Origin of the sequence: Streptococcus sp. HMSC073F11 (genome assembly GCF_001810785.1) — a bacterium.
Classification (GTDB): Bacteria; Bacillota; Bacilli; order Lactobacillales; family Streptococcaceae; genus Streptococcus.
The window spans coordinates 438,039-460,505 of sequence record NZ_KV802698.1; the positions used below are offsets into that span (position 1 = coordinate 438,039).

Below are 22,467 nucleotides of genomic sequence, written 5' to 3' on the forward strand. Positions count from 1 at the left end.
AAACCTGAGCATGATGAAAAGGGTGAAAAGTCTGAGAGACCTCACCGCCCACGTCATCACAAGGACCATAAACCTAAGAAAGAATTTACAGAAACACCAAAAGATTCAGAATAAGAAAAGGAGAAATGTATGGGATGGTGGCGCGAAACCATTGATATCGTGAAAGAAAATGATCCAGCGGCCCGCACCACTTTGGAGGTTTTGCTGACTTATCCAGGTGTCAAGGCCTTGGCGGCCCACCGTCTCTCGCATTTTCTATGGAAGCATGGCTTCAAACTCCTGGCTCGTATGCACAGTCAGTTCTGGCGCTTTTGGACTCAGATTGAGATTCATCCGGGTGCTCAGATCGATTCAGGTGTCTTTATTGACCACGGTTCAGGCCTGGTAATTGGAGAGACAGCGATTGTTGAAAAAGGAGTTCTTCTCTATCACGGAGTGACTCTTGGTGGAACTGGTAAGGATGTTGGCAAACGCCATCCGACCGTTCGAAAGGGAGCTCTCATATCGGCTCATGCCCAAGTTATCGGGCCTGTAGAAATCGGTGAAAATGCCAAGGTCGGTGCAGCAGCAGTTGTTGTGGCAGACGTGCCTAGTGATGTGACGGTTGTCGGTATTCCGGCCAAGATTATCCGTGTTCATGGTAAGAAAGATGAGCCAATCATTCACGAAGTCGAAGAAAAACGAGAGTATTACGTCAATAAACTAGAGCAGGCTAAAGAAGCTAGCCACAGATCATCTGGGCTGTAAGATATTTCAATCTTTTAAAAGGTGATATTCGGCTGAGTAGGTCGTAAAGTAAAAGGGCGACTGTCAGCCCTTTTCTTACATTTATTTGATTCTTCTTTTATTTTTAGAAAGGAGCAAGGGATTCCGAAGTGTAGAGATATTCGGACTGAAATTTAATTGAACTCTTAGTGATGAAACTAAGTGTTCTTGGATTTTGGCTTTCCTGACTATTATTTTATGATTAAAATCTATGACACCATGTCTCGTGATTTGCGAGAATTTGTCCCTATCGAGGACGGTAAGGTTAAGATGTATGTCTGTGGGCCAACCGTGTACAACTATATCCACGTGGGGAATGCTCGTTCGACGGTAGCTTTTGATACCATTCGTCGTTATTTTGAGTACCGTGGGTTTGAGGTTGCCTATATTTCCAATTTCACGGATGTGGATGATAAGATTATCAACCGTGCTAAGGAAGAAGGCATCACGCCTCAGGAGGTTGCGGACAAGTACATCGCTGCCTTTCGTGAGGATGTGACGGCCTTGGGTGTCAAACCTGCGACTCGCCATCCACGTGTAGTCGAGTTTATGGAGGGCATCATCCGCTTTGTGGAAGATTTGATTGAAAAAGGTTTTGCTTATGAGAGCCAAGGAGATGTCTATTTCCGTGTGGAAAAATCCCACAACTATGCTAAATTGGCTAATAAAACCTTGGAAGATTTGGAGCTGGGTGCTTCAGGTCGTACTGATGAAGAAACAGCTCGCAAGGAAAATCCGGTAGACTTTGCTCTATGGAAATCTGCTAAACCAGGTGAGATTTCTTGGGACAGTCCTTGGGGGCCTGGTCGTCCGGGCTGGCATATCGAGTGTTCGGTCATGTCGACAGAAATTTTGGGGGATACTATTGATATCCATGGTGGTGGAGCTGATCTCGAATTTCCTCATCACACCAATGAAATTGCCCAGTCAGAAGCCAAAACAGGTAAGACTTTTGCTAACTACTGGATGCACAATGGCTTTGTCAATATCGACAATGTCAAGATGTCCAAGTCTTTGGGGAACTTTATCACCGTACACGATGCCCTCAAAACTCTTGACGGGCAAGTGCTTCGATTCTTCTTTGCGACTCAGCATTACCGTAAACCAATCAACTTTACGGAAAAAGCAGTGCGTGATGCAGAGACCAATCTCAAGTATCTGAAGAACACCTATGAGCAACCATTTTCTGGGACTGTAGATGCTCAAGAGTTACAGGACTTTAAAGACAAGTTTGTAGCTGCTATGGATGAGGATTTCAACTCTGCTAACGGTATCACAGTAGTCTTTGAAATGGCTAAATGGATCAACTCTGGCAACTATGATACAAGTGTTAAGGAAGCTCTTGCAGCTATGTTAGAGGTCTTTGGAATTGTCTTTATTGAGGAAGTTTTGGATGCAGAGATTGAAGATTTGATCCAAAAACGCCAAGAAGCGCGTGCCAACCGTGACTTTGCGACAGCGGACCAGATCCGTGACCAATTGGCTGCTCAAGGGATTAAGCTCCTTGACACCAAGGATGGAGTGAGGTGGACTCGTGATTGATGTCAATCTCATTAACGGGATTGCGTTAGCTTTTGAGGGGGACGCGGTGTATTCTATGTATATTCGCCGTCACCTCATCCTCAAAGGTATGACCAAGCCCAATAAACTCCACCAAGAAGCGACCAAGTATGTGTCAGCCAAGGCTCAGGCACACTTGATTTCCCTTATGTTGGAGGAGCAAGTCCTGACGGAAAAAGAAGAAGAAATCTACAAACGTGGTCGCAATACCAATAGTCACACCAAGGCTAAAAATGCTGATGTAGTGACTTACCGTATGTCTACAGGTTTTGAAGCAGTCATGGGCTATCTCCATATGACTGAAAATCTGGAACGTCTTGAGAGCTTGATTTCGTGGTGCATCCAAAAAGTGGAGGGCTAGGACATGATGGCAAAAGAACTACAAGACTGGTTTCCTGAGGCTCAGATTTCAGACCAACCAGTAGAGAAAGAGGGCTATCTCACGCTCCCTTTAGCTTCTCAGCAGTGGATTTTGCTGGAGGAAACTGGGCTCAGTGAGCGTGAAAAGCAGTTGATTTCCCTTTTGACCCAGCAGGAGCAGGCTCGTTCGCTCAATCCTTGGTATTCTTATCTGGTTGAGGGGAAGGGACAAGCACCACAAACTTTTAAAAAGATTCAGTTGGTTTATTGTCATCTTTCCTATTTTCAGCAGGAAAATCTAGCTTCTTGGCTGGATATGATGCGGACCCTTTTTCCTAACTGTCAGACAGTGCTTCAGGTCGGAGCTCAGGATTATGTTTTCGTACTTCAACAAGATAAGTACACCTCTGTACGAGCTATTTTAAGCGATACGATTGAAGCGGTTGAGTATGACTTTGGACTACGACTCTCTATCATGTTAGGTCAGGTTTGGTCTCAGACAGGATATCAAACTCTATCAGACTTAATCAGAGCGGAACGGGATTTGTTTAAGACTTGGTGGCGTCAGGGTCACCAAGGTGTTCATACTTTTTCTCAGCTCTATCTTTGGAGTATGGGAGAAAGACTCGTGGACTTGAAGGCAATCAAGGAATGTCTACACCAGATGATTTTGGATCAAGATCAGATTCAGGAAATCATTCTCTCTCTTTGGGAAAATAGTGCTGTATTAACTAAAACAGCCCAGCAACTCTATCTGCACCGTAATTCTCTCCAATACAAGATTGATAAATGGGAAGAATTGACAGGGCTACAGTTGAAAGAATTGACTGACCTGACCTTGTGTTATCAGTTGATTTTACCAGATATTCTCTAAAGTTTTGTGCAAGTTGCACAGAACTTTTTTATTTTTTTGGTCACCTTGCCATAGAAATGTAAAGCGTTTTCATCTATAATAAAACTATCAAAAGACAAAAGGAGTTCACCTCATGGTAGAATTGAATCTTAAAAATATTTACAAAAAATATCCAAACAGCGAACACTACTCAGTTGAAGACTTCAACTTGGACATCAAAGACAAAGAATTTATCGTTTTCGTAGGTCCTTCAGGATGTGGTAAATCAACAACTCTTCGTATGATTGCTGGTCTTGAAGACATCACAGAAGGTACTGCATCTATCGATGGCGTGGTTGTCAACGACGTAGCTCCAAAAGACCGTGACATCGCCATGGTATTCCAAAACTACGCTCTTTACCCACACATGACTGTGTATGATAACATGGCTTTCGGTTTGAAATTGCGTAAATACAGCAAGGAAGATATCGACAAACGTGTTCAAGAAGCAGCTGAAATCCTTGGATTGAAAGAGTTCTTTGAACGTAAACCAGCTGACCTTTCAGGTGGTCAACGTCAACGTGTTGCCATGGGTCGTGCTATCGTCCGTGATGCAAAAGTATTCTTGATGGACGAACCTTTGTCAAACTTGGATGCCAAACTTCGTGTATCGATGCGTGCTGAAATTGCGAAAATTCACCGTCGTATCGGAGCTACAACTATCTACGTAACTCACGACCAAACAGAAGCGATGACACTTGCGGACCGTATCGTTATCATGTCAGCAACTAAGAACCCTGCTGGTACAGGTACTATCGGACGTGTTGAACAAATCGGAACTCCTCAAGAAGTTTACAAAAACCCAGTTAATAAATTCGTTGCAGGATTCATCGGAAGCCCAGCAATGAACTTCATCAACGTGAAATTGGTTGGTAGCGAAATTATTTCTGACGGTTTCCGCTTGAAAGTGCCAGAAGGAGCATTGAAAGTTCTTCGTGAAAAAGGCTACGAAGGTAAAGAATTGATCTTCGGTATCCGTCCAGAAGACGTGAATGCAGAACCTGCTTTCCTTGAAACATTCCCAGAATCAGTTGTCAAAGCTACTATCTCAGTATCAGAATTGCTTGGTTCAGAATCTCACCTTTACTGCCAAGTTGGTAAAGATGAATTTGTTGCCAAAGTTGATGCTCGTGACTACTTGCAAACAGGTGCAACAGTTGAACTTGGATTTGACTTGAACAAAGCACACTTCTTCGATGTAGAAACTGAAAAAACAGTTTACTAAGATAAATAAAACTCAAAACACTGCTAGAAATCTGGCAGTGTTTTTTTGAGATTGCGTAGAAAAAACTCTCCATGTACTTGGAGAGTTAATTTATTATTCTGCAGCTTGTTGCCAACGTTTGGCCAGCATATGAGATAGGCTCGAAATTGCTAGGTTGAAGCTGAAGTAGATGAGGGCAATCAGGATATAAAGACTAAACACTTGCTCTGGTTCGAAATAACGACCCATGAGAATTTGGCTAGCTCCAAAGAGTTCTTGTAGGGCGATAACAGAGTAGAGAAGACTGGTATCCTTAATCACGGTTACAAACTGAGAAATGATGGCTGGTAGCATTTTACGGATTGCTTGTGGGAGAATGATGTGGTAGAGGATTTGGGCTGAGGTAAATCCTTGCGACATTCCTGCTTCGTACTGCCCCTTGTCTACGGCATTGAGACCGCCTCGGATAATCTCAGCCAAGGTTGCTGAGGTAAAAAGGGTAAAGGCAGTAATACCAGCTGGTGTGGACTTCATCTTAAACACCAAAAAGATGGTGAAAATCCAGAGGAGGTTGGGAACGTTGCGCACAAACTCGATGTAAATGCTGGAGATGATGCGCAAGATAGGATTTTTGCCATTTCTCATGACGGCTAGCACCGTTCCGATGAGGGTAGAGAGGACGATGGCAATTAGAGAAATGTAGAGGGTCAAGCCAAATCCTTTAAAGATAAAGATTAGGTTATCTGGGGTCAAAACTTTTAAAATGGATTCCATAGTAACCTCCTAAAGTGAATAGGCTTTTTTGTTGGCTTGCTCCATCTTGCGACCAAACTGGGCAACAGGGAAGCATAGAGAAAAGTAGAGAAGGGCAGCACCTAGAAAGGCTGGGATATAGTTTCCGTTAAGGGCTGACCAAGACTTGGTCACAAACATCAAGTCCACTCCAGAGATGATAGCGACGGTGGAGGTGTTTTTGATGAGGTTGACGATTTGGTTGGTCAAAGGAGGGAGAATGATACGAAAGGCCTGAGGCAAGATAATCAAACGCATGGCACTGATATAGGTAAAACCTTGCGACAAGGCGGCCTCCATCTGACCGCTAGGAATAGACTGAATGCCTGAGCGAATCACCTCAGCGATATAGGCACCGTGATAGAGTCCCACGCAGAGAACGGCTGTCCAATAAATCGGAATCATGATGATATGGTCACTGATAAGAGGTAGGCCATAAAAAACGATAACAAACTGCACCAAAAGGGGAGTATTTTGGTAAAATTCGACAAAGATACGAGCTAAAATGCGCAAAATTGGACGTTTGCTGGTTGACATGGCTCCAAAGAAGATGCCTAAAACCATGGCGAGGATAAAGGATCCAATTGCTAGGGCAAGGGTGAAGAGGAAACCATTGAAAAATTGTCCAAAATCCTGAAAATAGGCTGTCCAAGATGATAAATCTGTCATGGGGTATCCTCCTTAATCTGCAGTATGGCTAGATGGTTTGAGCTTGTAACGGTCATAAAGTTTCTGCAAACTACCATCCTTGCTCCATTTAGTAACCAAGTTATCAAGATAATTGTTTAGCTCGGTATTTGATTTCTTGGTAACGATACCGTAGTCAGATGGCTTGAAACTATCATCTAGTAGTACTGTGCGCTTACTGATGTAGCCAGATAGGATAGAGCGGTCAACGGAAAAGGCATCAATTCGATGAGCGTGAAGGGACGTAATCAATTCTGGGTAGGAACCAAGTTCGACGAATTTAAAGGTTAAACCTTTCTTTTTACCCAGTTCAGTAATCAGGCGTTGGGTGATGGAACCTTGGGCAACACCGATGGTTTTGCCGTTTAGGTCCTCAATGCTTTTGATTTTGGCAGACTTATTGACCAAAAAGCCAGAAGCGTCGGTGTAGTAAGGGCTGGTGAAGTTGTAGAGTTTTTTGCGTTCGTCTGTGATGGTGAAGGTTGCGATATCCATATCGACCTGTTCATTGTCTAGAAGGGGTCCACGGGTTTGAGCGGTAACAGGCACATAACGAACCTTAACCTTGAGCTCATCAGCTACCATCTTGGCCAAGTCGGTTTCGATACCAGAATAGGTCCCTGTCTTAGGATCCTTGTAGCCAAAATTGGGAACGTCTTGTTTCACACCGACAACTAGCTCGCCTCTCTTTTGAATGTCTGCGACACTGGTATCAGCCAGGACTGGTTTTGCAGCAGCAAGGCTGAAAAGGCTAATCAATAATGCGGATAAAAAGAATTTCTTTTTCATAGGCGCCTCCTTATTTGACTTTGTCACTTTCGTGGTTGATAATTTTGCTGAGGAATTGTTGAGCACGAGGTTCGCTTGGATTGTCGAAAAAGTCATCAACATCTGTCGTATCAACCAAAACCTCTCCATCAGCCATAAAGATGATACGGTCAGCAACTTCACGGGCAAAGCCCATTTCATGGGTAACGACAATCATATTCATACCCTCGTGGGCCAATTTTTGCATAACTGCCAGAACGTCACCGATGGTTTCAGGGTCAAGGGCAGATGTTGGTTCATCGAAGAGGAGGAGCTCCGGATGCATAGCGAGTCCACGTGCGATGGCGATTCGTTGTTTTTGTCCACCAGAAAGCATGGCTGGATAAGAATCTTTCTTGTCCCACATATTTACAAATTCCAGATATTTTTGGGCTGTCTTTTCAGCTTCTTTTTTATCAATTCCTAGAACTTTTATGGGCGCAAGTGTTACGTTTTCTAACACTGTTTTGTGTGGATAGAGGTTGAAATGTTGGAAAACCATGCCGACTTCCTTGCGAAGCGGTACTAAATCTTTCTGGCTGGCACCAGCAACTTGGTGACCATTTACTAGAAGACTTCCCTTGTCTACAGCCTCCAAACCATTGATGGTGCGGATAAGAGTGGACTTCCCAGAACCAGAAGGGCCTAGGAGGACAACGACTTGCCCTTTTTCAAAACGGAGATTGATGTCGCGGAGTGCGTGGTAGTCTCCGTAATATTTTTCGACGTGTTCAAATTCTACTAAAGCCATAAGGAATCTCCTTTGTGTTAGATTTTATAACATGATTCTACACCAAAAGATTTTTCTTGTCAAATCATATCAGAAAAAAATTAGTAAAATTTTTGTAGAAAGCAATCAGGATAGAGAAAAAGCCTAAATCATGTTATAATGAAGCAATAGAATTCTTAGAAAGAGTGGATGTCTTTTTGATAACACCTACTTATGAATGGCAGTTTGCCCCGCAGGTAGAAGATGCGGATTTTACAAAGATAGCCAAGAAGGCTGGACTGGGTCCTGAGGTGGCTCGGTTATTATTTGAAAGAGGGATTCAGAACCAAGAAAGTCTGAAGAAGTTTTTAGAACCTTCCTTGGAGGACTTGCACGACCCTTATCTGCTCCATGATATGGACAAGGCAGTAGAACGGATTCGTCAGGCCATTGAAGAAGGGGAAAATATCCTCGTTTACGGTGATTATGATGCGGATGGTATGACTTCGGCTTCGATTGTTAAGGAAAGTTTGGAACAGCTTGGTGCCGAGTGCCGGGTTTATCTGCCCAATCGTTTTACCGATGGTTATGGACCTAATGCCAGTGTTTACAAATATTTTATCGAGCAAGAAGGAATTTCCTTGATTGTGACGGTGGATAATGGAGTTGCTGGTCATGAGGCCATTGAACTGGCCCAGTCTATGGGAGTGGATGTCATTGTGACTGATCACCATTCTATGCCTGAAACCTTACCAGATGCCTATGCTATTGTCCATCCTGAACATCCAGATGCGGACTATCCTTTCAAATATTTGGCTGGTTGTGGAGTGGCTTTCAAGCTGGCTTGTGCCCTGTTAGAAGAAGTACAAGTGGAATTGCTTGATTTGGTTGCTATTGGTACCATTGCAGATATGGTTAGTTTGACGGATGAGAACCGTATCTTGGTTCAATATGGTCTAGAAATGCTGGGGCATACTCAGCGCATTGGCTTACAAGAAATGCTGGATATGGCTGGGATTGCTGCCAATGAAGTAACAGAAGAAACGGTGGGTTTCCAGATTGCCCCTCGTTTGAATGCCTTGGGCCGCTTGGATGATCCCAATCCTGCCATTGATTTGCTAACTGGCTTTGATGATGAGGAAGCTCACGAGATTGCTCTCATGATTCATCAGAAAAACGAAGAGCGTAAGGAAATCGTCCAGTCTATCTATGAAGAAGCTAAGACCATGGTGGACCCTGAGAAGAAGGTCCAGGTTTTGGCCAAGGAAGGCTGGAATCCTGGGGTTCTGGGTATCGTGGCTGGTCGTTTGTTGGAAGAACTAGGGAAGACAGTTATCGTTCTCAATATAGAAGACGGTCGTGCCAAGGGTAGTGCTCGTAGTGTGGAAGCAGTGGATATTTTTGAGGCTCTGGATCCTCATCGCGACCTCTTCATCGCCTTTGGTGGCCATGCTGGTGCAGCTGGGATGACGCTGGAAGTGGAGAAACTCTCAGATTTATCTCAAGTCTTGGAAAATTATGTTCGTGAAAAAGGTGCAGATGCTGCTGGCAAGAACAAGTTAAATTTAGATGAAGAGCTGGATTTGGAGACACTTAGCTTGGAAACGGTCAAAAGTTTTGAACGTTTGGCACCTTTTGGCATGGACAATCAGAAACCTGTCTTTTATATCAAGGATTTTCAGGTCGAAAGTGCCCGTACCATGGGGGCAGGCAATGCCCATCTCAAACTGAAAATTTCTAAGGGTGAGGCGAGTTTTGAAGTGGTAGCCTTCGGGCAAGGTAGATGGGCAACAGAATTTGCTCAAACCAAGAATCTAGAGCTGGCAGTCAAATTGTCTGTCAACCAATGGAATGGCCAAACTGCCCTGCAGTTGATGATGGTGGATGCGCGTGTGGAGGGTGTTCAACTCTTTAACATCCGTGGGAAGAATGCAGTCTTGCCAGAAGGAGTTCCAGTCTTGGATTTTGCTGGAGAACTGCCAAATCTGGCGGATAGTGAAGCTGTTATCTTAAAAACCGTTCCTGAGGATATTACTCTGTTGAAGACCATTTTTCAGAAACAGAATTTCTCTGCTGTCTATTTCAAAAATGACATTGATAAGGCCTACTATCTGACAGGGTATGGGACTAGAGAGCAGTTTGCAAAATTGTACAAGACCATCTACCAGTTTCCAGAGTTTGATATTCGCTACAAGCTGAAAGATTTGGCTACTTATCTTAATATTCAACAAATCTTGCTGGTCAAGATGATTCAAGTATTTGAAGAGCTAGGCTTTGTGACGATCAAAGATGGGGTCATGACAGTCAATAAAGAGGCTGAAAAGCGTGATATAGCTGAGAGTCAGATTTACCAAAATCTCAAACAAACCGTCAAAGACCAAGAAATGATGGCGCTGGGTACCGTGCAAGAAATTTATGACTTTTTAATGGAAAAAGAGTAGATGATAGGAAAGAGTTGGGAAACCAGCTCTTTTTTGAAAACAAATCTTCATTTTGAAAATCATTAAAAAAATGGTATAATGGTAGGAAAAGATTCGGCTAAAAGTAGTGCTTTTAGAATAAGAGGGTAAGTAACCCTATAATCAAGATAAACTAAGCTTTCGGAGGAAAAATGAGTAATATCAGTTTAACAACACTTGGTGGTGTACGTGAAAACGGGAAAAATATGTATATCGCTGAAATCGATGGATCTATTTTCGTTTTGGATGCAGGTCTGAAATATCCTGAAAATGAACAACTAGGGGTGGATGTGGTCATTCCAAATATGGACTACCTTTTTGAAAACAGTGACCGTATCGCTGGGGTCTTCTTGACCCACGGTCATGCGGATGCCATTGGTGCTCTGCCTTATCTCTTGGCTGAAGCCAAGGTGCCTGTATTTGGGTCTGAGCTGACCATTGAGTTGGCCAAACTCTTTGTCAAAGGAAATGACACAGTTAAGAAATTCAATGATTTTCATGTTATAGATGAGGATACGGAGATTGATTTTGGAGGAACTGTGGTTTCCTTCTTCCGTACGACCCACTCTATCCCAGAAAGTCTGGGTGTTGTCTTGAAGACAGCTGAAGGTAGTATCGTTTATACAGGTGACTTTAAATTTGACCAGACAGCTAGTGAATCCTATGCCACAGACTTTGCTCGCTTAGCAGAAATCGGTCGTGATGGAGTTCTAGCTCTTCTTAGCGATTCAGCCAATGCAGATAGCAATATCCAAGTGGCTAGTGAAAGTGAAGTTGGGGATGAAATCACTCAAACCATTTCGGACTGGGATGGTCGTATCATCGTTGCGGCGGTAGCCAGCAACCTCTCTCGTATCCAGCAGGTGTTTGACGCTGCGGATGCAACAGGCCGCCGTGTGGTCTTGACAGGATTTGATATTGAAAATATCGTCCGCACTGCTATTCGTCTCAAGAAATTATCCCTAGCTAACGAGAGTCTTTTGATTAAACCAAAAGATATGTCTCGTTTTGAGGACCATGAGTTAATTATCCTTGAGACAGGTCGTATGGGTGAGCCTATCAATGGTCTTCGCAAGATGTCGATTGGTCGTCACCGTTATGTGGAAATCAAGGACGGTGACTTGGTCTATATCGTAACCACTCCGTCTATCGCTAAAGAAGCAGTTATGGCGCGTGTGGAAAACATGATTTATCAAGCTGGCGGGGTTGTTAAACTGATCACCCAAAGTTTGCGTGTGTCAGGTCACGGAAATGCGCGTGACTTGCAGTTGATGATCAACCTCTTGCAACCCAAGTATCTCTTCCCAATTCAAGGGGAATATCGTGAGTTAGATGCTCATGCTAAGGCTGCTATGGCAGTTGGAATGTTGCCAGAACGCATTTTTATCCCTAAAAAGGGAACCAGCATGGCTTATGAGAATGGAGACTTTGTCCCAGCTGGAGCGGTTTCGGCAGGGGATGTCTTGATTGACGGGAATGCTATTGGTGATGTTGGTAATGTGGTTCTTCGTGACCGTAAGGTCTTGTCAGAAGATGGAATTTTCATCGTCGCAATCACCGTTAACCGTCGTGAGAAGAAAATTGTGGCCAAGGCTCGTGTGCACACGCGTGGATTTGTTTATCTCAAGAAGAGTCGTGATATTCTCCGTGAAAGTTCAGAATTGATTAACCAAACGGTAGAAGACTATCTTCAAGGAGATGACTTTGACTGGGCAGATCTCAAAGGGAAGGTTCGTGATAATCTGACCAAGTATCTCTTTGACCAAACCAAGCGTCGTCCAGCTATTTTACCAGTAGTCATGGAAGCAAAATAATTGTTGAAATAAACAGAGAGAAAGTCGAATTTCGGCTTTTTCTTATAGAAAAATAGAGGAAAAAATTATGGCAGTAATGAACATCGAGTATTACTCACAAGTCTTGGATATGGAGTGGGGGGTGAATGTCCTCTACCCTGATGCCAATCGAGTGGAAGAACCAGAGTGTAAAGATATCCCTGTCTTGTACCTCTTGCACGGGATGTCTGGCAATCATAATAGTTGGCTCAAGCGAACCAATGTAGAACGCTTGCTTCGGGGGACTAATCTCATCGTCGTCATGCCCAATACCAGCAACGGTTGGTACACCGATACCCAGTATGGTTTTGACTATTACACAGCTCTAGCAGAGGAATTGCCACAGGTTCTGAAACGCTTCTTCCCTAACATGACCAGCAAGCGTGAAAAGACCTTTATCGCTGGCCTCTCTATGGGAGGCTATGGATGTTTCAAATTGGCTCTTGCTACAAATCGTTTTTCTCACGCAGCTAGCTTCTCAGGTGCTCTTAGCTTTCAAGATTTTTCTCCTGAGAGCCAAGATTTGGGGACACCAGCTTACTGGAGAGGTGTGTTTGGGGAGATTAAAGATTGGACAACTAGTCCTTATTCTCTAGAAAGTCTGGCTAAAAAATCGGATAAAAAGACCAAGCTTTGGGCTTGGTGTGGTGAACAGGATTTCTTGTATGCAGCCAATAATCTGGCAGTGAAAAACCTCAAAAAAATAGGATTTGATGTGACCTATAGCCATAGCACTGGAACTCACGAGTGGTATTATTGGGAAAAACAATTGGAACGGTTTCTAGCAACTCTGCCAATTGATTTCAAATTAGAAGAGAGATTAAGCTAGTTTAGTTTGTATTACTCTTTCAATAACCATGTCTTCTATGGAATAGAAACTAAAATATGTTTTTACTAGACTTTCTAAACAAAAATAGTAGAATAGTAGTTAAATTCTATTATTGTTGGAAAGAGAGTAAGAGATGTATCGTTATCAAATTGGCATTCCCACATTAGAATATGATCAGTTTGTTAAAGAACATGAATTAGTCAATGTATTACAAAGTAGTGCTTGGGAAGAGGTTAAGTCTGATTGGCAACATGAAAAGTTTGGCGCCTACCGAGGAGATAAATTACTGGCTACAGCTAGTATTTTGATTAAAACTCTTCCTCTAGGCTATAGAATGTTTTATATCCCAAGAGGTCCTGTATTAGATTATAAGGATGCTGAACTCTTGAACTTTGTTCTTCAATCCATTAAGTCCTATGCTCGAAGCAAGAGAGCGATTTTTGTGATTTTTGACCCAAGTATTTGCCTATCGCAAAGTTCAATCAAGCATGAAAAAATAGAATATCCTGAAAATATGGCTATTATTGAAAATTTGCAAAGAATGGGAGTAAGGTGGTCAGGAAAGACCGATGGAATGGGAGATACCATTCAGCCTCGTATTCAGGCAAAAGTATACAAGGAAAATTTTACAGAAGATAAACTTTGCAAGTCAACAAAACAAGCTATTCGATCCGCTCGAAATAAGGGTGTAGAGATTCAGATTGGTAGAGATGAATTGTTAGAATCTTTCTCGTTTTTGATGAAAAAAACTGAGAAGCGAAAAGATATCCATTTGAGGAATGAAGCCTATTATAAAAAATTGTTAGATAATTTTAAGGACAAGGCCTACATTACGCTGGCTACTCTGGATATCGCTAAGCGTTTACGAGAATTAGAAGAACAGTTAGCGAAAAACTTAGCGTTGGAAGAGGCGTTTACTGAGTCGACTCGAACTTCAAAAGTAGAAGCCCAGAAGAAGGAAAAAGAGCGTTTGGTAGAAGAAAGAGATTTCTTGCAGAGATATCTGAATGAAGAAAAATCAAACATTCCTTTAGCAGCTACTTTGAGTTTGGAATTTGGTAATACCTCTGTTAATCTATATGCTGGTATGGATGATGCTTTTAAACGTTATAATGCACCAATTTTAACTTGGTATGAAACAGCTCGCTATGCCTTTGAGCGAGGTATGGTGTGGCAAAATTTAGGTGGTGTTGAAAACTCTCTCAATGGTGGACTTTACCATTTTAAGGAAAAATTTAATCCAACGATTGAAGAATACTTGGGTGAGTTTACAATGCCCACCCATCCTCTTTATTCTCTGTTAAGAATCGCTCTTGATTTTCGCAAGGCATTAAGAACAAAACATCATAGAAGGTAAGTACATGGCATTAATTACACTCACAAAAGAAGAATTTCAAGCTTATTCTGATCAGGTCTCTTCTCGTTCTTTTATGCAATCTGTCCAGATGGGGGACTTGTTAGAAAAAAGAGGGGCTCGAATTGTTTATCTTGCATTGAAACAAGAAGGAGAAATTCAAGTTGCAGCTCTGGTTTATAGCTTGCCCATGCTGGGTGGCCTACATATGGAGATCAATTCGGGGCCGATTTATACCCAACAAGATGCTCTCCCAGTTTTTTATGCGGAGTTAAAAGAATATGCCAAGCAAAATGGTGTATTAGAGTTGCTTGTAAAACCTTATGAAACTTATCAAACTTTTGATGGTGAAGGTAATCCAATAGATGCTGAGAAAAAAAGTATTATTCAAGATTTGACTGATTTAGGTTATCAATTTGATGGTTTAAAAACAGGTTACCCAGGTGGAGAACCGGATTGGTTATATTGTAAAGATTTGAATGAGCTAACTGAAAAGACCTTGCTTAACAGTTTTAGTAAAAAGGGGAAAGCTTTGGTGAAAAAGGCTGATACATTTGGTATTCAGTTGAAAAAATTAAATCGTGAAGAACTTTCAATTTTTAAAGATATAACAAAAACAACCTCTGAACGTCGAGAATATAGTGATAAAAGTTTAGAATATTATGAGCATTTTTATGACTCTTTTGGAGAAAAAGCCGAGTTTGTAATTGCTATTCTAAATTTAGGAGAATATATACAAAATTTAATACATAAGCAAAAAGAATTATCTGAAAAAATAGCTACCTCATTACTCTTATTAGAACAATATCCAGATTCTGCACAAAAGAAAAAAGAACACAAAGAGTTGGCTAGGCAGTATGAAAGCTTTGAAGTTCGAAAAGCAGAAGCACGAGAGTTGATTAAAAAATATGGAGAGAAAGATCTTGTCTTAGCAGGTAGTTTATTTATTTATATGCCTCAAGAAACGACCTATCTTTTTAGTGGTTCCTATACTGAGTTTAATAAATTTTATGCACCAGCTTTGCTTCAGAAATATGTTATGTTGGAAAGCATAAAACGTGGGATCCCTAAATACAACTTTCTAGGGATTCAAGGGATTTTTGATGGTAGTGATGGTGTTTTACGCTTTAAACAAAATTTTAATGGTTATATTGTACGTAAAGCAGGAACTTTCCGTTATTATCCATCTCCCCTAAAATATAAAGCTATTCAGTTACTCAAAAAAATATTAGGACGCTAAGATAAGAAAATTGGTCTTTAGCTTTCTTTCAGCTTGTTTTAGTAAAATAGCCTTTATTTGCTAGAAAGGTGGAGGGATATGCGCTGGATTTTTCGTTTGATAGGAGCTTTTTGTTCTTTTATTTGGCGTTTGTTTTGGCGCCTGGTTTGGATAGTTGTGCTCCTATGTGCTCTTGCTTTCGGAATTCTCTGGTATTTGAACGGAGATTTTCAAGGAGCGCTAAAGCAAGTAGAGCGGTCGGTAAAAATTGGTCAACAAAGTATCGACCAATGGGAAAAAACTGGGCAACTGCCTAAGTTAAATCAGACAGATAGCCACCAACACTCTGAAGGAAGGTGGCCACAGGCTTCTGCTCGTATTTACCTGGATCCCCAGATGGATTCACGCTTTCAAGAAGCTTATGTAGAAGCGATTCTGAATTGGAATCAAACGGGTGCTTTTAACTTTGAAATTGTCACCGAGTCCAGCAAGGCAGATATCTTGGCTACGGAGATGAATGACGGAGGTACTCCTGTGGCAGGAGAGGCAGAAAGTCAGACCAATCTCTTAACAGGACAATTCTTGTCTGTCACGGTGCGGTTGAATCACTATTATCTGTCCAATCCTAACTATGGGTATTCCTATGAGCGCCTTGTCCATACTGCAGAACATGAGTTAGGTCATGCGATCGGCTTGGACCATACAGATGAGAAGTCTGTCATGCAACCAGCAGGTTCTTTTTACGGTATTCAGAAAGAGGATGTTGCAAACCTTCGAAAAATATATGAGACCAATGAGTAGGGGACTATCTTTCCCTACTTTTTTGCTATAATGGAACTATGAACAACTTGATTAAATCAAAACTAGAGCTCTTGCCGACCAGCCCTGGTTGCTACATTCACAAGGATAAAAACGGCACCATTATCTATGTAGGAAAGGCTAAAAATCTGCGTAACCGCGTGCGGTCCTATTTCCGTGGGAGTCATGATACCAAGACAGAGGCCTTGGTGTCTGAAATTGTGGATTTTGAATTTATCGTTACGGAGTCTAATATTGAGGCCCTTCTCCTAGAAATCAACTTGATTAAGGAAAATAAGCCTAAATACAATATCATGCTCAAGGATGATAAGTCTTATCCTTTCATCAAAATCACCAATGAGCGCTATCCTCGCTTGATTATCACCCGACAGGTCAAAAAGGACGGAGGGCTCTACTTTGGACCTTATCCAGATGTGGGAGCAGCCAATGAAATCAAGCGACTACTGGATCGGATTTTCCCTTTTCGAAAGTGTACGAATCCACCCTCTAAGGTTTGTTTTTACTACCATATCGGCCAATGTATGGCTCACACTATCTGTAAGAAAGATGAGTTCTATTTTAAGTCTATGGCTCAGGAGGTTTCTGATTTTCTAAAAGGGCAGGATGATCAAATTATCGATGACCTCAAAGGTAAGATGGCAAAGGCAGCCCAGACTATGGAATTTGAACGTGCGGCGGAATACCGTGACCTAATTCAAGCCATTGGAACACTTCGAACCAAGCAACGGGTCATGGCTAAGGATCTCCAAAATCGGGATGTCTTTGGCTACTATGTGGACAAGGGATGGATGTGTGTTCAGGTTTTCTTTGTCCGTCAGGGAAAACTCATTGAGCGGGATGTCAATCTTTTCCCCTACTACAATGATCCGGATGAGGACTTTCTAACCTATGTAGGACAATTCTATCAAGAAAAATCTCATCTAGTTCCCAATGAGGTTCTGATTCCGCAGGATATTGACGAAGAAGCTGTCAAGGCTTTGGTAGATACTAAGATTGTCAAACCCCAGCGTGGTGAGAAAAAACAACTGGTCAATCTAGCCATAAAAAATGCTCGTGTTAGTCTGGAGCAGAAGTTCAATCTGCTAGAAAAATCTGTCGAAAAGACTCAGGGTGCCATTGAAAATCTGGGACGCTTGCTCCAAATCCCGACTCCGGTTCGCATCGAATCTTTTGATAACTCCAATATCATGGGAACCAGTCCTGTTTCGGCTATGGTGGTCTTTGTTAACGGCAAGCCTAGTAAGAAGGATTACCGTAAGTATAAAATCAAGACTGTGGTTGGGCCAGACGATTATGCTAGTATGCGAGAGGTTATTCGCAGGCGTTATGGTCGAGTTCAACGTGACGGCTTGACTCCGCCAGATTTGATTGTCATTGATGGGGGACAAGGTCAGGTCAATATCGCCAAGCAAGTCATACAAGAGGAACTGGGTTTGGATATTCCCATTGCAGGTTTGCAAAAGAATGACAAGCACCAAACCCATGAATTGCTCTTTGGAGATCCGCTTGAGGTGGTGGAGTTATCTCGCAATTCTCAGGAATTTTTCCTCCTTCAACGCATTCAAGATGAGGTGCACCGCTTTGCTATTACTTTCCACCGTCAACTGCGCTCCAAAAATTCTTTTTCATCACAACTGGATGGAATTGAAGGTCTGGGACCTAAACGCAAGCAGAATCTCATGAAGCATTTCAAGTCTTTGATCAAAATCAAGGAAGCCAGTGTGGATGAGATTGTCGAAGTTGGAGTACCTAGAGCTGTTGCAGAGGCTGTGCAGAGGAAGTTGAACCCGCAGGAAGAAGAGGAATTAGCTCAAGTGGCGGAAGAAAGAGTAGATTACCAAACGGAAACTGGGCATGATTAAAAGAGACCTTCTTTTCCTGAATAGAATTGTGCAAACTAAAAACGATTGGCTGGCCCAATCGTTTTTAATATATCTTATACTCAATGAAAATCGAAGAGCAAACTAGGAAGTTAGCCGTAGGTTGCTCAAAGCACAGCTTTGAGGTTGCAGATAAAGCTGACGTGGTTTGAAGAGATTTTCGAAGAGTATTATTGTAACTGAGATTGATCTGGGAGGTAAGAGCCACCTAGATAGGTATTGCTGAGTTTTTCGAGTGTTCCATCTTGATAGAGTTCTTTGAGTGCTTTATCAAATTGCTCTTTAAACTCTTTCTGGTCGCTTGAGAAAACGATATAGTTGTTGGGGCTATCGGCAGAAGGTAAATCAACGACTGAGAGGTCTAAGCCACGGTCCTTGATAATCTTTTGAACGGATACCTTGTCAAAAACTAGGAAATCAAACTCTCCGTTAGCAAGGTCTAGGATTCGTTTGCCGATATCTTCACCAGAAAAATCTATAGTAGCAGGATTATCAGTGTGTTTCTGATTCCAGTTATTGATGAATTGAGCGTTTGAAGTTCCGGTATCCTCTTGAGTTGTTTTGCCAGCGATTTGTTCAAGAGAAGTTAAAGGATTTTTCTTGTTGCTGACGAGGACGAGGGGATTGTTTGAAATTGGAAGTGAGTAGAGGTATTTTTCAGCACGCTCTTTTGTGTAACTCAAGTTATTTGCCGCAGCTTGATAGTGACCAGAATCAAGTCCTGGGAAGATACTCTCCCAGGCGGTTCTTTGAAATTGAATCTCGTAGTCGCTGAGTTTTTCATCTACTGCTTTTAGAACTTCAACATCGAAGCCTGTCAGATTGCCTTTATCTTCGTAGTCAAATGGTGGCACATCGCCAGCTGTAGCAACGACGATTGTCTTTTGAGAGCTGGTTTCTTTAGGTGTAGCTTGATTTCCACAGGCAACTAAAAATGGGAAGATGAGTAGTAAAAGGCTAAATTTTTTCATAATGTCTCCATTCAAATGTAAAGTACTTGCTAGTTTATCAGAAACTTTCTTGATGAACCAATATATATTTTTTATGGCTGTAATAAAAAATCTTAATCATGAAAAATCTCTGCAAGCTCTTTCAAAATATGGTAGAATGGAAGCAGTAGAATTAGAAAAGGAAATCGATTATGAAATTTCTTGAATTAAATAAAAAACGTCATGCGACTAAGCATTTCACTGATAAGCCAGTTGATCCAAAAGATGTGCGTACGGCTATCGAAATTGCAACCTTGGCTCCAAGCGCCCACAACAGCCAGCCTTGGAAATTTGTGGTGGTTCGTGAGAAAAATGCCGAACTAGCAAAATTGGCTTACGGTTCAAACTTTGAACAGGTATCATCAGCGCCTGTAACTATTGCCTTGTTTACAGACACAGATTTGGCTAAACGTGCTCGTAAGATTGCCCGAGTTGGTGGTGCTAATAACTTTTCTGAAGAACAACTTCAATATTTTATGAAGAATTTGCCTGCGGAATTTGCACGCTATAACGAACAACAAGTCAGCGACTACCTAGCCCTCAATGCAGGTTTGGTTGCTATGAACTTAGTTTTGGCTCTTACAGACCAAGGAATCGGATCAAATCTTATTCTTGGCTTTGACAAATCAAAAGTCAACGAAGTTTTGGAAATCGAAGACCGCTTCCGCCCAGAACTCTTGATTACAGTGGGATACACAGACGAAAAATTGGAACCAAGTTACCGCTTGCCAGTAGATGAAATCATCGAGAAAAGATAGAAAGAAGAAAAAAATGACAACAATTGATTTTACAGCAGAAGTAGAAAAACGCAAAGAAGACCTCTTGGCTGACTTGTTTAGCCTTTTGGAAATCAACTCAGAACGTGACGATAGCAAGGTTGATGCCCAGCATCCATTTGGACCTGGGCCGGTAAAAGCCTTGGAAAAATTCCTTGAAATCGCAGACCGCGATGGCTACCCAACTAAAAATGTTGACAACTATGCAGGACATTTTGAGTTTGGTGAAGGAGAAGAAGTTCTCGGTATCTTTGCCCACATGGACGTGGTTCCAGCTGGTAGCGGTTGGGACACAGACCCTTACACACCAACTATCAAAGACGGTCGCCTTTATGCGCGTGGGGCTTCGGACGACAAGGGTCCTACAACAGCTTGTTACTATGGTTTGAAAATCATCAAAGAATTGGGTCTTCCAACTTCTAAGAAAGTTCGTTTCATCGTTGGAACAGACGAAGAATCAGGCTGGGCAGATATGGACTACTACTTCGAGCACGTAGGACTTGCCAAGCCAGACTTCGGTTTCTCTCCTGATGCTGAGTTCCCTATCATCAATGGTGAAAAAGGAAATATTACTGAATACCTCCACTTTGCAGGAGAAAACAATGGTGCCGCTCGTCTTCATAGCTTCACAGGTGGACTGCGTGAAAATATGGTACCAGAATCAGCAACAGCAGTCGTTTCAGGTGATTTGGCTGACTTGCAAGCTAAACTAGATGCCTTTGTTGCAGAACACAAACTTAGAGGAGAACTCCAAGAAGAAGCTGGCCAATACAAGGTGACGATCATTGGTAAATCAGCCCACGGTGCTATGCCTGCTTCAGGTGTCAATGGTGCGACTTACCTAGCCCTCTTCCTTAGCCAGTTTGACTTTGCTGGTCCAGCCAAAGACTACCTTGACATCGCTGGTAAGATTCTCTTGAACGACCATGAGGGTGAAAATCTCAAGATTGCTCATGTGGATGAAAAGATGGGTGCTCTTTCTATGAATGCCGGTGTCTTCCGCTTTGACGAAACAGGCGCTGACAATACCATTGCCCTTAACATCCGCTATCCAAAAGGAACAAGTCCAGAACAAATCAAGTCAATCCTTGAAAACTTGCCAGTTGCTTCTGTTAGCCTTTCTGAACACGGTCACACGCCTCACTATGTGCCAATGGAAGATCCACTTGTGCAAACCTTGTTGAATGTCTATGAAAAACAAACTGGTCTTAAAGGTCACGAGCAAGTCATCGGTGGTGGAACCTTTGGTCGCTTGCTAGAACGAGGTGTTGCCTATGGTGCTATGTTCCCAGACTCAATTGACACCATGCACCAAGCCAATGAATTTATCGCCTTGGACGATCTCTTCCGAGCAGCAGCAATCTATGCCGAAGCTATTTACGAATTGATCAAATAAAATGATAGAAGTCTGAGATGTTATGCTTGGACTTCTTTTTGGAGGGAAAGTAGATGTCTCAAATTGAAAGAATCAAACAGGCTATTATGGCAGATCCGCAGAATGTCAGCTATACAGAGCGTGGTATTGAGCCTCTCTTTGCAGCGCCAAAGACTGCTCGCATCAATATCATCGGTCAGGCGCCTGGACTTAAAACCCAAAAAGCAGGCCTTTACTGGAAGGACAAAAGTGGTGATCGCTTGCGGGAGTGGCTAGGTGTGGATGAAGATACTTTTTACAATTCAGGATATTTTGCTGTTTTGCCTATGGATTTCTACTTTCCAGGGCATGGCAAGTCAGGTGATTTGCCACCGAGAACTGGCTTTGCTGAAAAATGGCATCCACAGCTCTTGCAAGAATTACCAGATATCCAATTGACCCTCTTGATTGGCCAATATGCCCAAGCCTACTATTTACAGGAGAAAGTCAGTGGCAAGGTGACAGAACGGGTAAAACATTACCAGAACTACTTGCCAACCTATTTTCCACTAGTTCACCCCTCGCCGCGAAATCAAATCTGGATGGCCAAAAATCCTTGGTTTGAGTCAGAAGTGGTGCCGGATTTGAAAAAAAGAATTAAAACCATTTTATAGTCAATGAAAATCAAAGAGCAAACTAGGAAGCTAGCCGCAGGCTGTACTTGAGTAAGGTAAGGTGACGCTGACGTGGTTTGAAGAGATTTTCGAAGAGTATTAGGAGAAAAAGAATGAAAGAAATAACCTTTGACGCATTTTACCAGCTTTACCAAAATGACCAACTTTCTCTAGTGGACGTGAGAGAAGTGGATGAGTTTGAAACTCTTCATTTAGAAGGTGCTCAGAATCTTCCTCTGAGTCAATTAGCCGATATCTATGATCAGTTGGACAAGGACCAGTTACATTATGTTATTTGTAAATCTGGAATGAGATCGGCGCGTGCTTGCCAATTCCTATCAGAACAAGGTTATGAGGTTATCAATGTACAAGGTGGCATGATGGCCTTTGAAGAACTTTAATACTCAATGAAAATCAAAGAGCAAACTAGGAAGCTTGCCGCAGACTGTACTTGAGTACGGCAAGGTGAAGTTGACGTGGTTTGAAGAGATTTTCGAAGAGTATAA

22 protein-coding genes are annotated in these 22,467 nt (G+C 42.3%); 17 read left to right on the forward strand and 5 right to left on the reverse strand.

Annotation, left to right across the window (positions count from 1 at the left end):
* Positions 1-129 precede the first annotated feature (129 nt).
* From cysE to HMPREF2764_RS08930, 5 genes are all read left to right on the forward strand, one after another.
* The gene (gene cysE / locus HMPREF2764_RS08910) at positions 130-747 is read left to right on the forward strand and encodes a serine O-acetyltransferase (RefSeq protein ID WP_070528979.1); all 618 of its coding nucleotides are present in this window, start codon (positions 130-132) and stop codon (positions 745-747) included.
* A gap of 216 nt (positions 748-963) precedes the next feature.
* Complete coding sequence (gene cysS, locus HMPREF2764_RS08915) at positions 964-2,307, forward strand: cysteine--tRNA ligase (RefSeq protein ID WP_070529203.1); 1,344 nt, start codon at positions 964-966, stop codon at positions 2,305-2,307.
* Positions 2,300-2,686, forward strand: a complete 387-nt coding sequence (locus HMPREF2764_RS08920) for a Mini-ribonuclease 3 (protein ID WP_070528982.1) — start codon at positions 2,300-2,302, stop codon at positions 2,684-2,686. The genes cysS and HMPREF2764_RS08920 overlap by 8 nt, the downstream gene beginning before the upstream one ends.
* A gap of 3 nt (positions 2,687-2,689) precedes the next feature.
* Positions 2,690-3,559, forward strand: a complete 870-nt coding sequence (locus HMPREF2764_RS08925; RefSeq protein ID WP_070528985.1) for a helix-turn-helix domain-containing protein — start codon at positions 2,690-2,692, stop codon at positions 3,557-3,559.
* Positions 3,560-3,671: 112 nt separating this feature from the next.
* Positions 3,672-4,802, forward strand: a complete 1,131-nt coding sequence (locus HMPREF2764_RS08930) for an ABC transporter ATP-binding protein (RefSeq protein ID WP_070528988.1) — start codon at positions 3,672-3,674, stop codon at positions 4,800-4,802.
* A gap of 93 nt (positions 4,803-4,895) precedes the next feature.
* Here HMPREF2764_RS08930 and HMPREF2764_RS08935 read toward each other — a convergent pair whose 3' ends face one another.
* From HMPREF2764_RS08935 to HMPREF2764_RS08950, 4 genes are read right to left on the reverse strand one after another with little or no spacing between them, the layout of a single operon-like run.
* Positions 4,896-5,555: an amino acid ABC transporter permease gene (locus tag HMPREF2764_RS08935; protein WP_070528991.1), complete on the reverse strand. Its 660-nt coding sequence runs from the start codon at positions 5,553-5,555 to the stop codon at positions 4,896-4,898.
* 9 nt (positions 5,556-5,564) lie between these two features.
* Complete coding sequence (locus HMPREF2764_RS08940; RefSeq protein WP_000131137.1) at positions 5,565-6,242, reverse strand: amino acid ABC transporter permease; 678 nt, start codon at positions 6,240-6,242, stop codon at positions 5,565-5,567.
* Positions 6,243-6,254: 12 nt separating this feature from the next.
* Entirely contained in the window at positions 6,255-7,049 is a 795-nt protein-coding gene (locus HMPREF2764_RS08945) for a transporter substrate-binding domain-containing protein (RefSeq protein WP_004255492.1), read from the reverse strand.
* 10 nt (positions 7,050-7,059) lie between these two features.
* Positions 7,060-7,818: an amino acid ABC transporter ATP-binding protein gene (locus HMPREF2764_RS08950; RefSeq protein WP_001229571.1), complete on the reverse strand. Its 759-nt coding sequence runs from the start codon at positions 7,816-7,818 to the stop codon at positions 7,060-7,062.
* Between the two features lie 176 nt (positions 7,819-7,994).
* Here HMPREF2764_RS08950 and recJ point away from each other — a divergent pair, with 176 nt between their 5' ends.
* The 7 genes from recJ (at position 7,995) to uvrC (ending at position 18,150) form a co-directional block, all read left to right on the forward strand.
* A complete protein-coding gene (recJ, locus tag HMPREF2764_RS08955; protein ID WP_004255494.1) occupies positions 7,995-10,217 on the forward strand; it encodes a single-stranded-DNA-specific exonuclease RecJ in 2,223 nt (740 codons plus the stop codon).
* Between the two features lie 170 nt (positions 10,218-10,387).
* Positions 10,388-12,049 (forward strand): ribonuclease J, encoded by a 1,662-nt coding sequence (locus tag HMPREF2764_RS08960; RefSeq protein WP_000065614.1) that lies wholly within the window; start codon positions 10,388-10,390, stop codon positions 12,047-12,049.
* A gap of 67 nt (positions 12,050-12,116) precedes the next feature.
* Positions 12,117-12,896: an alpha/beta hydrolase gene (locus tag HMPREF2764_RS08965; RefSeq protein WP_070528994.1), complete on the forward strand. Its 780-nt coding sequence runs from the start codon at positions 12,117-12,119 to the stop codon at positions 12,894-12,896.
* Between the two features lie 133 nt (positions 12,897-13,029).
* A complete protein-coding gene (locus HMPREF2764_RS08970) occupies positions 13,030-14,253 on the forward strand; it encodes a peptidoglycan bridge formation alanyltransferase MurM (RefSeq protein WP_000286583.1) in 1,224 nt (407 codons plus the stop codon).
* A 4-nt stretch (positions 14,254-14,257) separates the two neighbouring features.
* Positions 14,258-15,490 (forward strand): aminoacyltransferase, encoded by a 1,233-nt coding sequence (locus HMPREF2764_RS08975; protein ID WP_001174043.1) that lies wholly within the window; start codon positions 14,258-14,260, stop codon positions 15,488-15,490.
* A gap of 78 nt (positions 15,491-15,568) precedes the next feature.
* Positions 15,569-16,270: a M57 family metalloprotease gene (locus HMPREF2764_RS08980; protein WP_070528998.1), complete on the forward strand. Its 702-nt coding sequence runs from the start codon at positions 15,569-15,571 to the stop codon at positions 16,268-16,270.
* 38 nt (positions 16,271-16,308) lie between these two features.
* On the forward strand, positions 16,309-18,150 hold the full coding sequence (uvrC, locus tag HMPREF2764_RS08985) for an excinuclease ABC subunit UvrC (RefSeq protein WP_070529004.1): 1,842 nt from the start codon (positions 16,309-16,311) through the stop codon (positions 18,148-18,150).
* A gap of 188 nt (positions 18,151-18,338) precedes the next feature.
* Here uvrC and HMPREF2764_RS08990 read toward each other — a convergent pair whose 3' ends face one another.
* A complete protein-coding gene (locus HMPREF2764_RS08990; protein ID WP_070529006.1) occupies positions 18,339-19,139 on the reverse strand; it encodes an amino acid ABC transporter substrate-binding protein in 801 nt (266 codons plus the stop codon).
* Between the two features lies 1 nt (position 19,140).
* Between HMPREF2764_RS08990 and HMPREF2764_RS10210 the strand changes: the two genes are divergently transcribed.
* The 5 genes from HMPREF2764_RS10210 (at position 19,141) to HMPREF2764_RS09015 (ending at position 22,362) form a co-directional block, all read left to right on the forward strand.
* Positions 19,141-19,323 (forward strand): hypothetical protein, encoded by a 183-nt coding sequence (locus tag HMPREF2764_RS10210; RefSeq protein ID WP_050100764.1) that lies wholly within the window; start codon positions 19,141-19,143, stop codon positions 19,321-19,323.
* Positions 19,310-19,915, forward strand: a complete 606-nt coding sequence (locus HMPREF2764_RS09000; RefSeq protein ID WP_000670166.1) for a nitroreductase family protein — start codon at positions 19,310-19,312, stop codon at positions 19,913-19,915. The genes HMPREF2764_RS10210 and HMPREF2764_RS09000 overlap by 14 nt, the downstream gene beginning before the upstream one ends.
* Before the next feature lie 13 nt (positions 19,916-19,928).
* Complete coding sequence (gene pepV, locus HMPREF2764_RS09005) at positions 19,929-21,329, forward strand: dipeptidase PepV (protein WP_070529009.1); 1,401 nt, start codon at positions 19,929-19,931, stop codon at positions 21,327-21,329.
* 53 nt (positions 21,330-21,382) lie between these two features.
* Complete coding sequence (locus tag HMPREF2764_RS09010; RefSeq protein ID WP_070529012.1) at positions 21,383-21,961, forward strand: uracil-DNA glycosylase family protein; 579 nt, start codon at positions 21,383-21,385, stop codon at positions 21,959-21,961.
* A gap of 113 nt (positions 21,962-22,074) precedes the next feature.
* A complete protein-coding gene (locus HMPREF2764_RS09015) occupies positions 22,075-22,362 on the forward strand; it encodes a rhodanese-like domain-containing protein (RefSeq protein WP_070529013.1) in 288 nt (95 codons plus the stop codon).
* The last annotated feature ends 105 nt before the right edge of the window (positions 22,363-22,467 follow it).

Bases quoted from the DNA above. Each gene is read 5' to 3' on its own strand.
- cysE (WP_070528979.1), top strand. From the start codon at position 130: ATGGGATGGTGGCGCGAAACCATTGATATCGTGAAAGAAAATGATCCA.
- cysS (WP_070529203.1), top strand. From the start codon at position 964: ATGATTAAAATCTATGACACCATGTCTCGTGATTTGCGAGAATTTGTC.
- HMPREF2764_RS08925 (WP_070528985.1), top strand. From the start codon at position 2,690: ATGATGGCAAAAGAACTACAAGACTGGTTTCCTGAGGCTCAGATTTCA.
- HMPREF2764_RS08930 (WP_070528988.1), top strand. From the start codon at position 3,672: ATGGTAGAATTGAATCTTAAAAATATTTACAAAAAATATCCAAACAGC.
- HMPREF2764_RS08935 (WP_070528991.1), bottom strand. From the start codon at position 5,555: ATGGAATCCATTTTAAAAGTTTTGACCCCAGATAACCTAATCTTTATC.
- HMPREF2764_RS08940 (WP_000131137.1), bottom strand. From the start codon at position 6,242: ATGACAGATTTATCATCTTGGACAGCCTATTTTCAGGATTTTGGACAA.
- HMPREF2764_RS08945 (WP_004255492.1), bottom strand. From the start codon at position 7,049: ATGAAAAAGAAATTCTTTTTATCCGCATTATTGATTAGCCTTTTCAGC.
- HMPREF2764_RS08950 (WP_001229571.1), bottom strand. From the start codon at position 7,818: ATGGCTTTAGTAGAATTTGAACACGTCGAAAAATATTACGGAGACTAC.
- HMPREF2764_RS08960 (WP_000065614.1), top strand. From the start codon at position 10,388: ATGAGTAATATCAGTTTAACAACACTTGGTGGTGTACGTGAAAACGGG.
- HMPREF2764_RS08965 (WP_070528994.1), top strand. From the start codon at position 12,117: ATGGCAGTAATGAACATCGAGTATTACTCACAAGTCTTGGATATGGAG.
- HMPREF2764_RS08970 (WP_000286583.1), top strand. From the start codon at position 13,030: ATGTATCGTTATCAAATTGGCATTCCCACATTAGAATATGATCAGTTT.
- HMPREF2764_RS08975 (WP_001174043.1), top strand. From the start codon at position 14,258: ATGGCATTAATTACACTCACAAAAGAAGAATTTCAAGCTTATTCTGAT.
- HMPREF2764_RS08980 (WP_070528998.1), top strand. From the start codon at position 15,569: ATGCGCTGGATTTTTCGTTTGATAGGAGCTTTTTGTTCTTTTATTTGG.
- uvrC (WP_070529004.1), top strand. From the start codon at position 16,309: ATGAACAACTTGATTAAATCAAAACTAGAGCTCTTGCCGACCAGCCCT.
- HMPREF2764_RS08990 (WP_070529006.1), bottom strand. From the start codon at position 19,139: ATGAAAAAATTTAGCCTTTTACTACTCATCTTCCCATTTTTAGTTGCC.
- HMPREF2764_RS10210 (WP_050100764.1), top strand. From the start codon at position 19,141: ATGTCTCCATTCAAATGTAAAGTACTTGCTAGTTTATCAGAAACTTTC.
- HMPREF2764_RS09000 (WP_000670166.1), top strand. From the start codon at position 19,310: ATGAAATTTCTTGAATTAAATAAAAAACGTCATGCGACTAAGCATTTC.
- pepV (WP_070529009.1), top strand. From the start codon at position 19,929: ATGACAACAATTGATTTTACAGCAGAAGTAGAAAAACGCAAAGAAGAC.
- HMPREF2764_RS09010 (WP_070529012.1), top strand. From the start codon at position 21,383: ATGTCTCAAATTGAAAGAATCAAACAGGCTATTATGGCAGATCCGCAG.
- HMPREF2764_RS09015 (WP_070529013.1), top strand. From the start codon at position 22,075: ATGAAAGAAATAACCTTTGACGCATTTTACCAGCTTTACCAAAATGAC.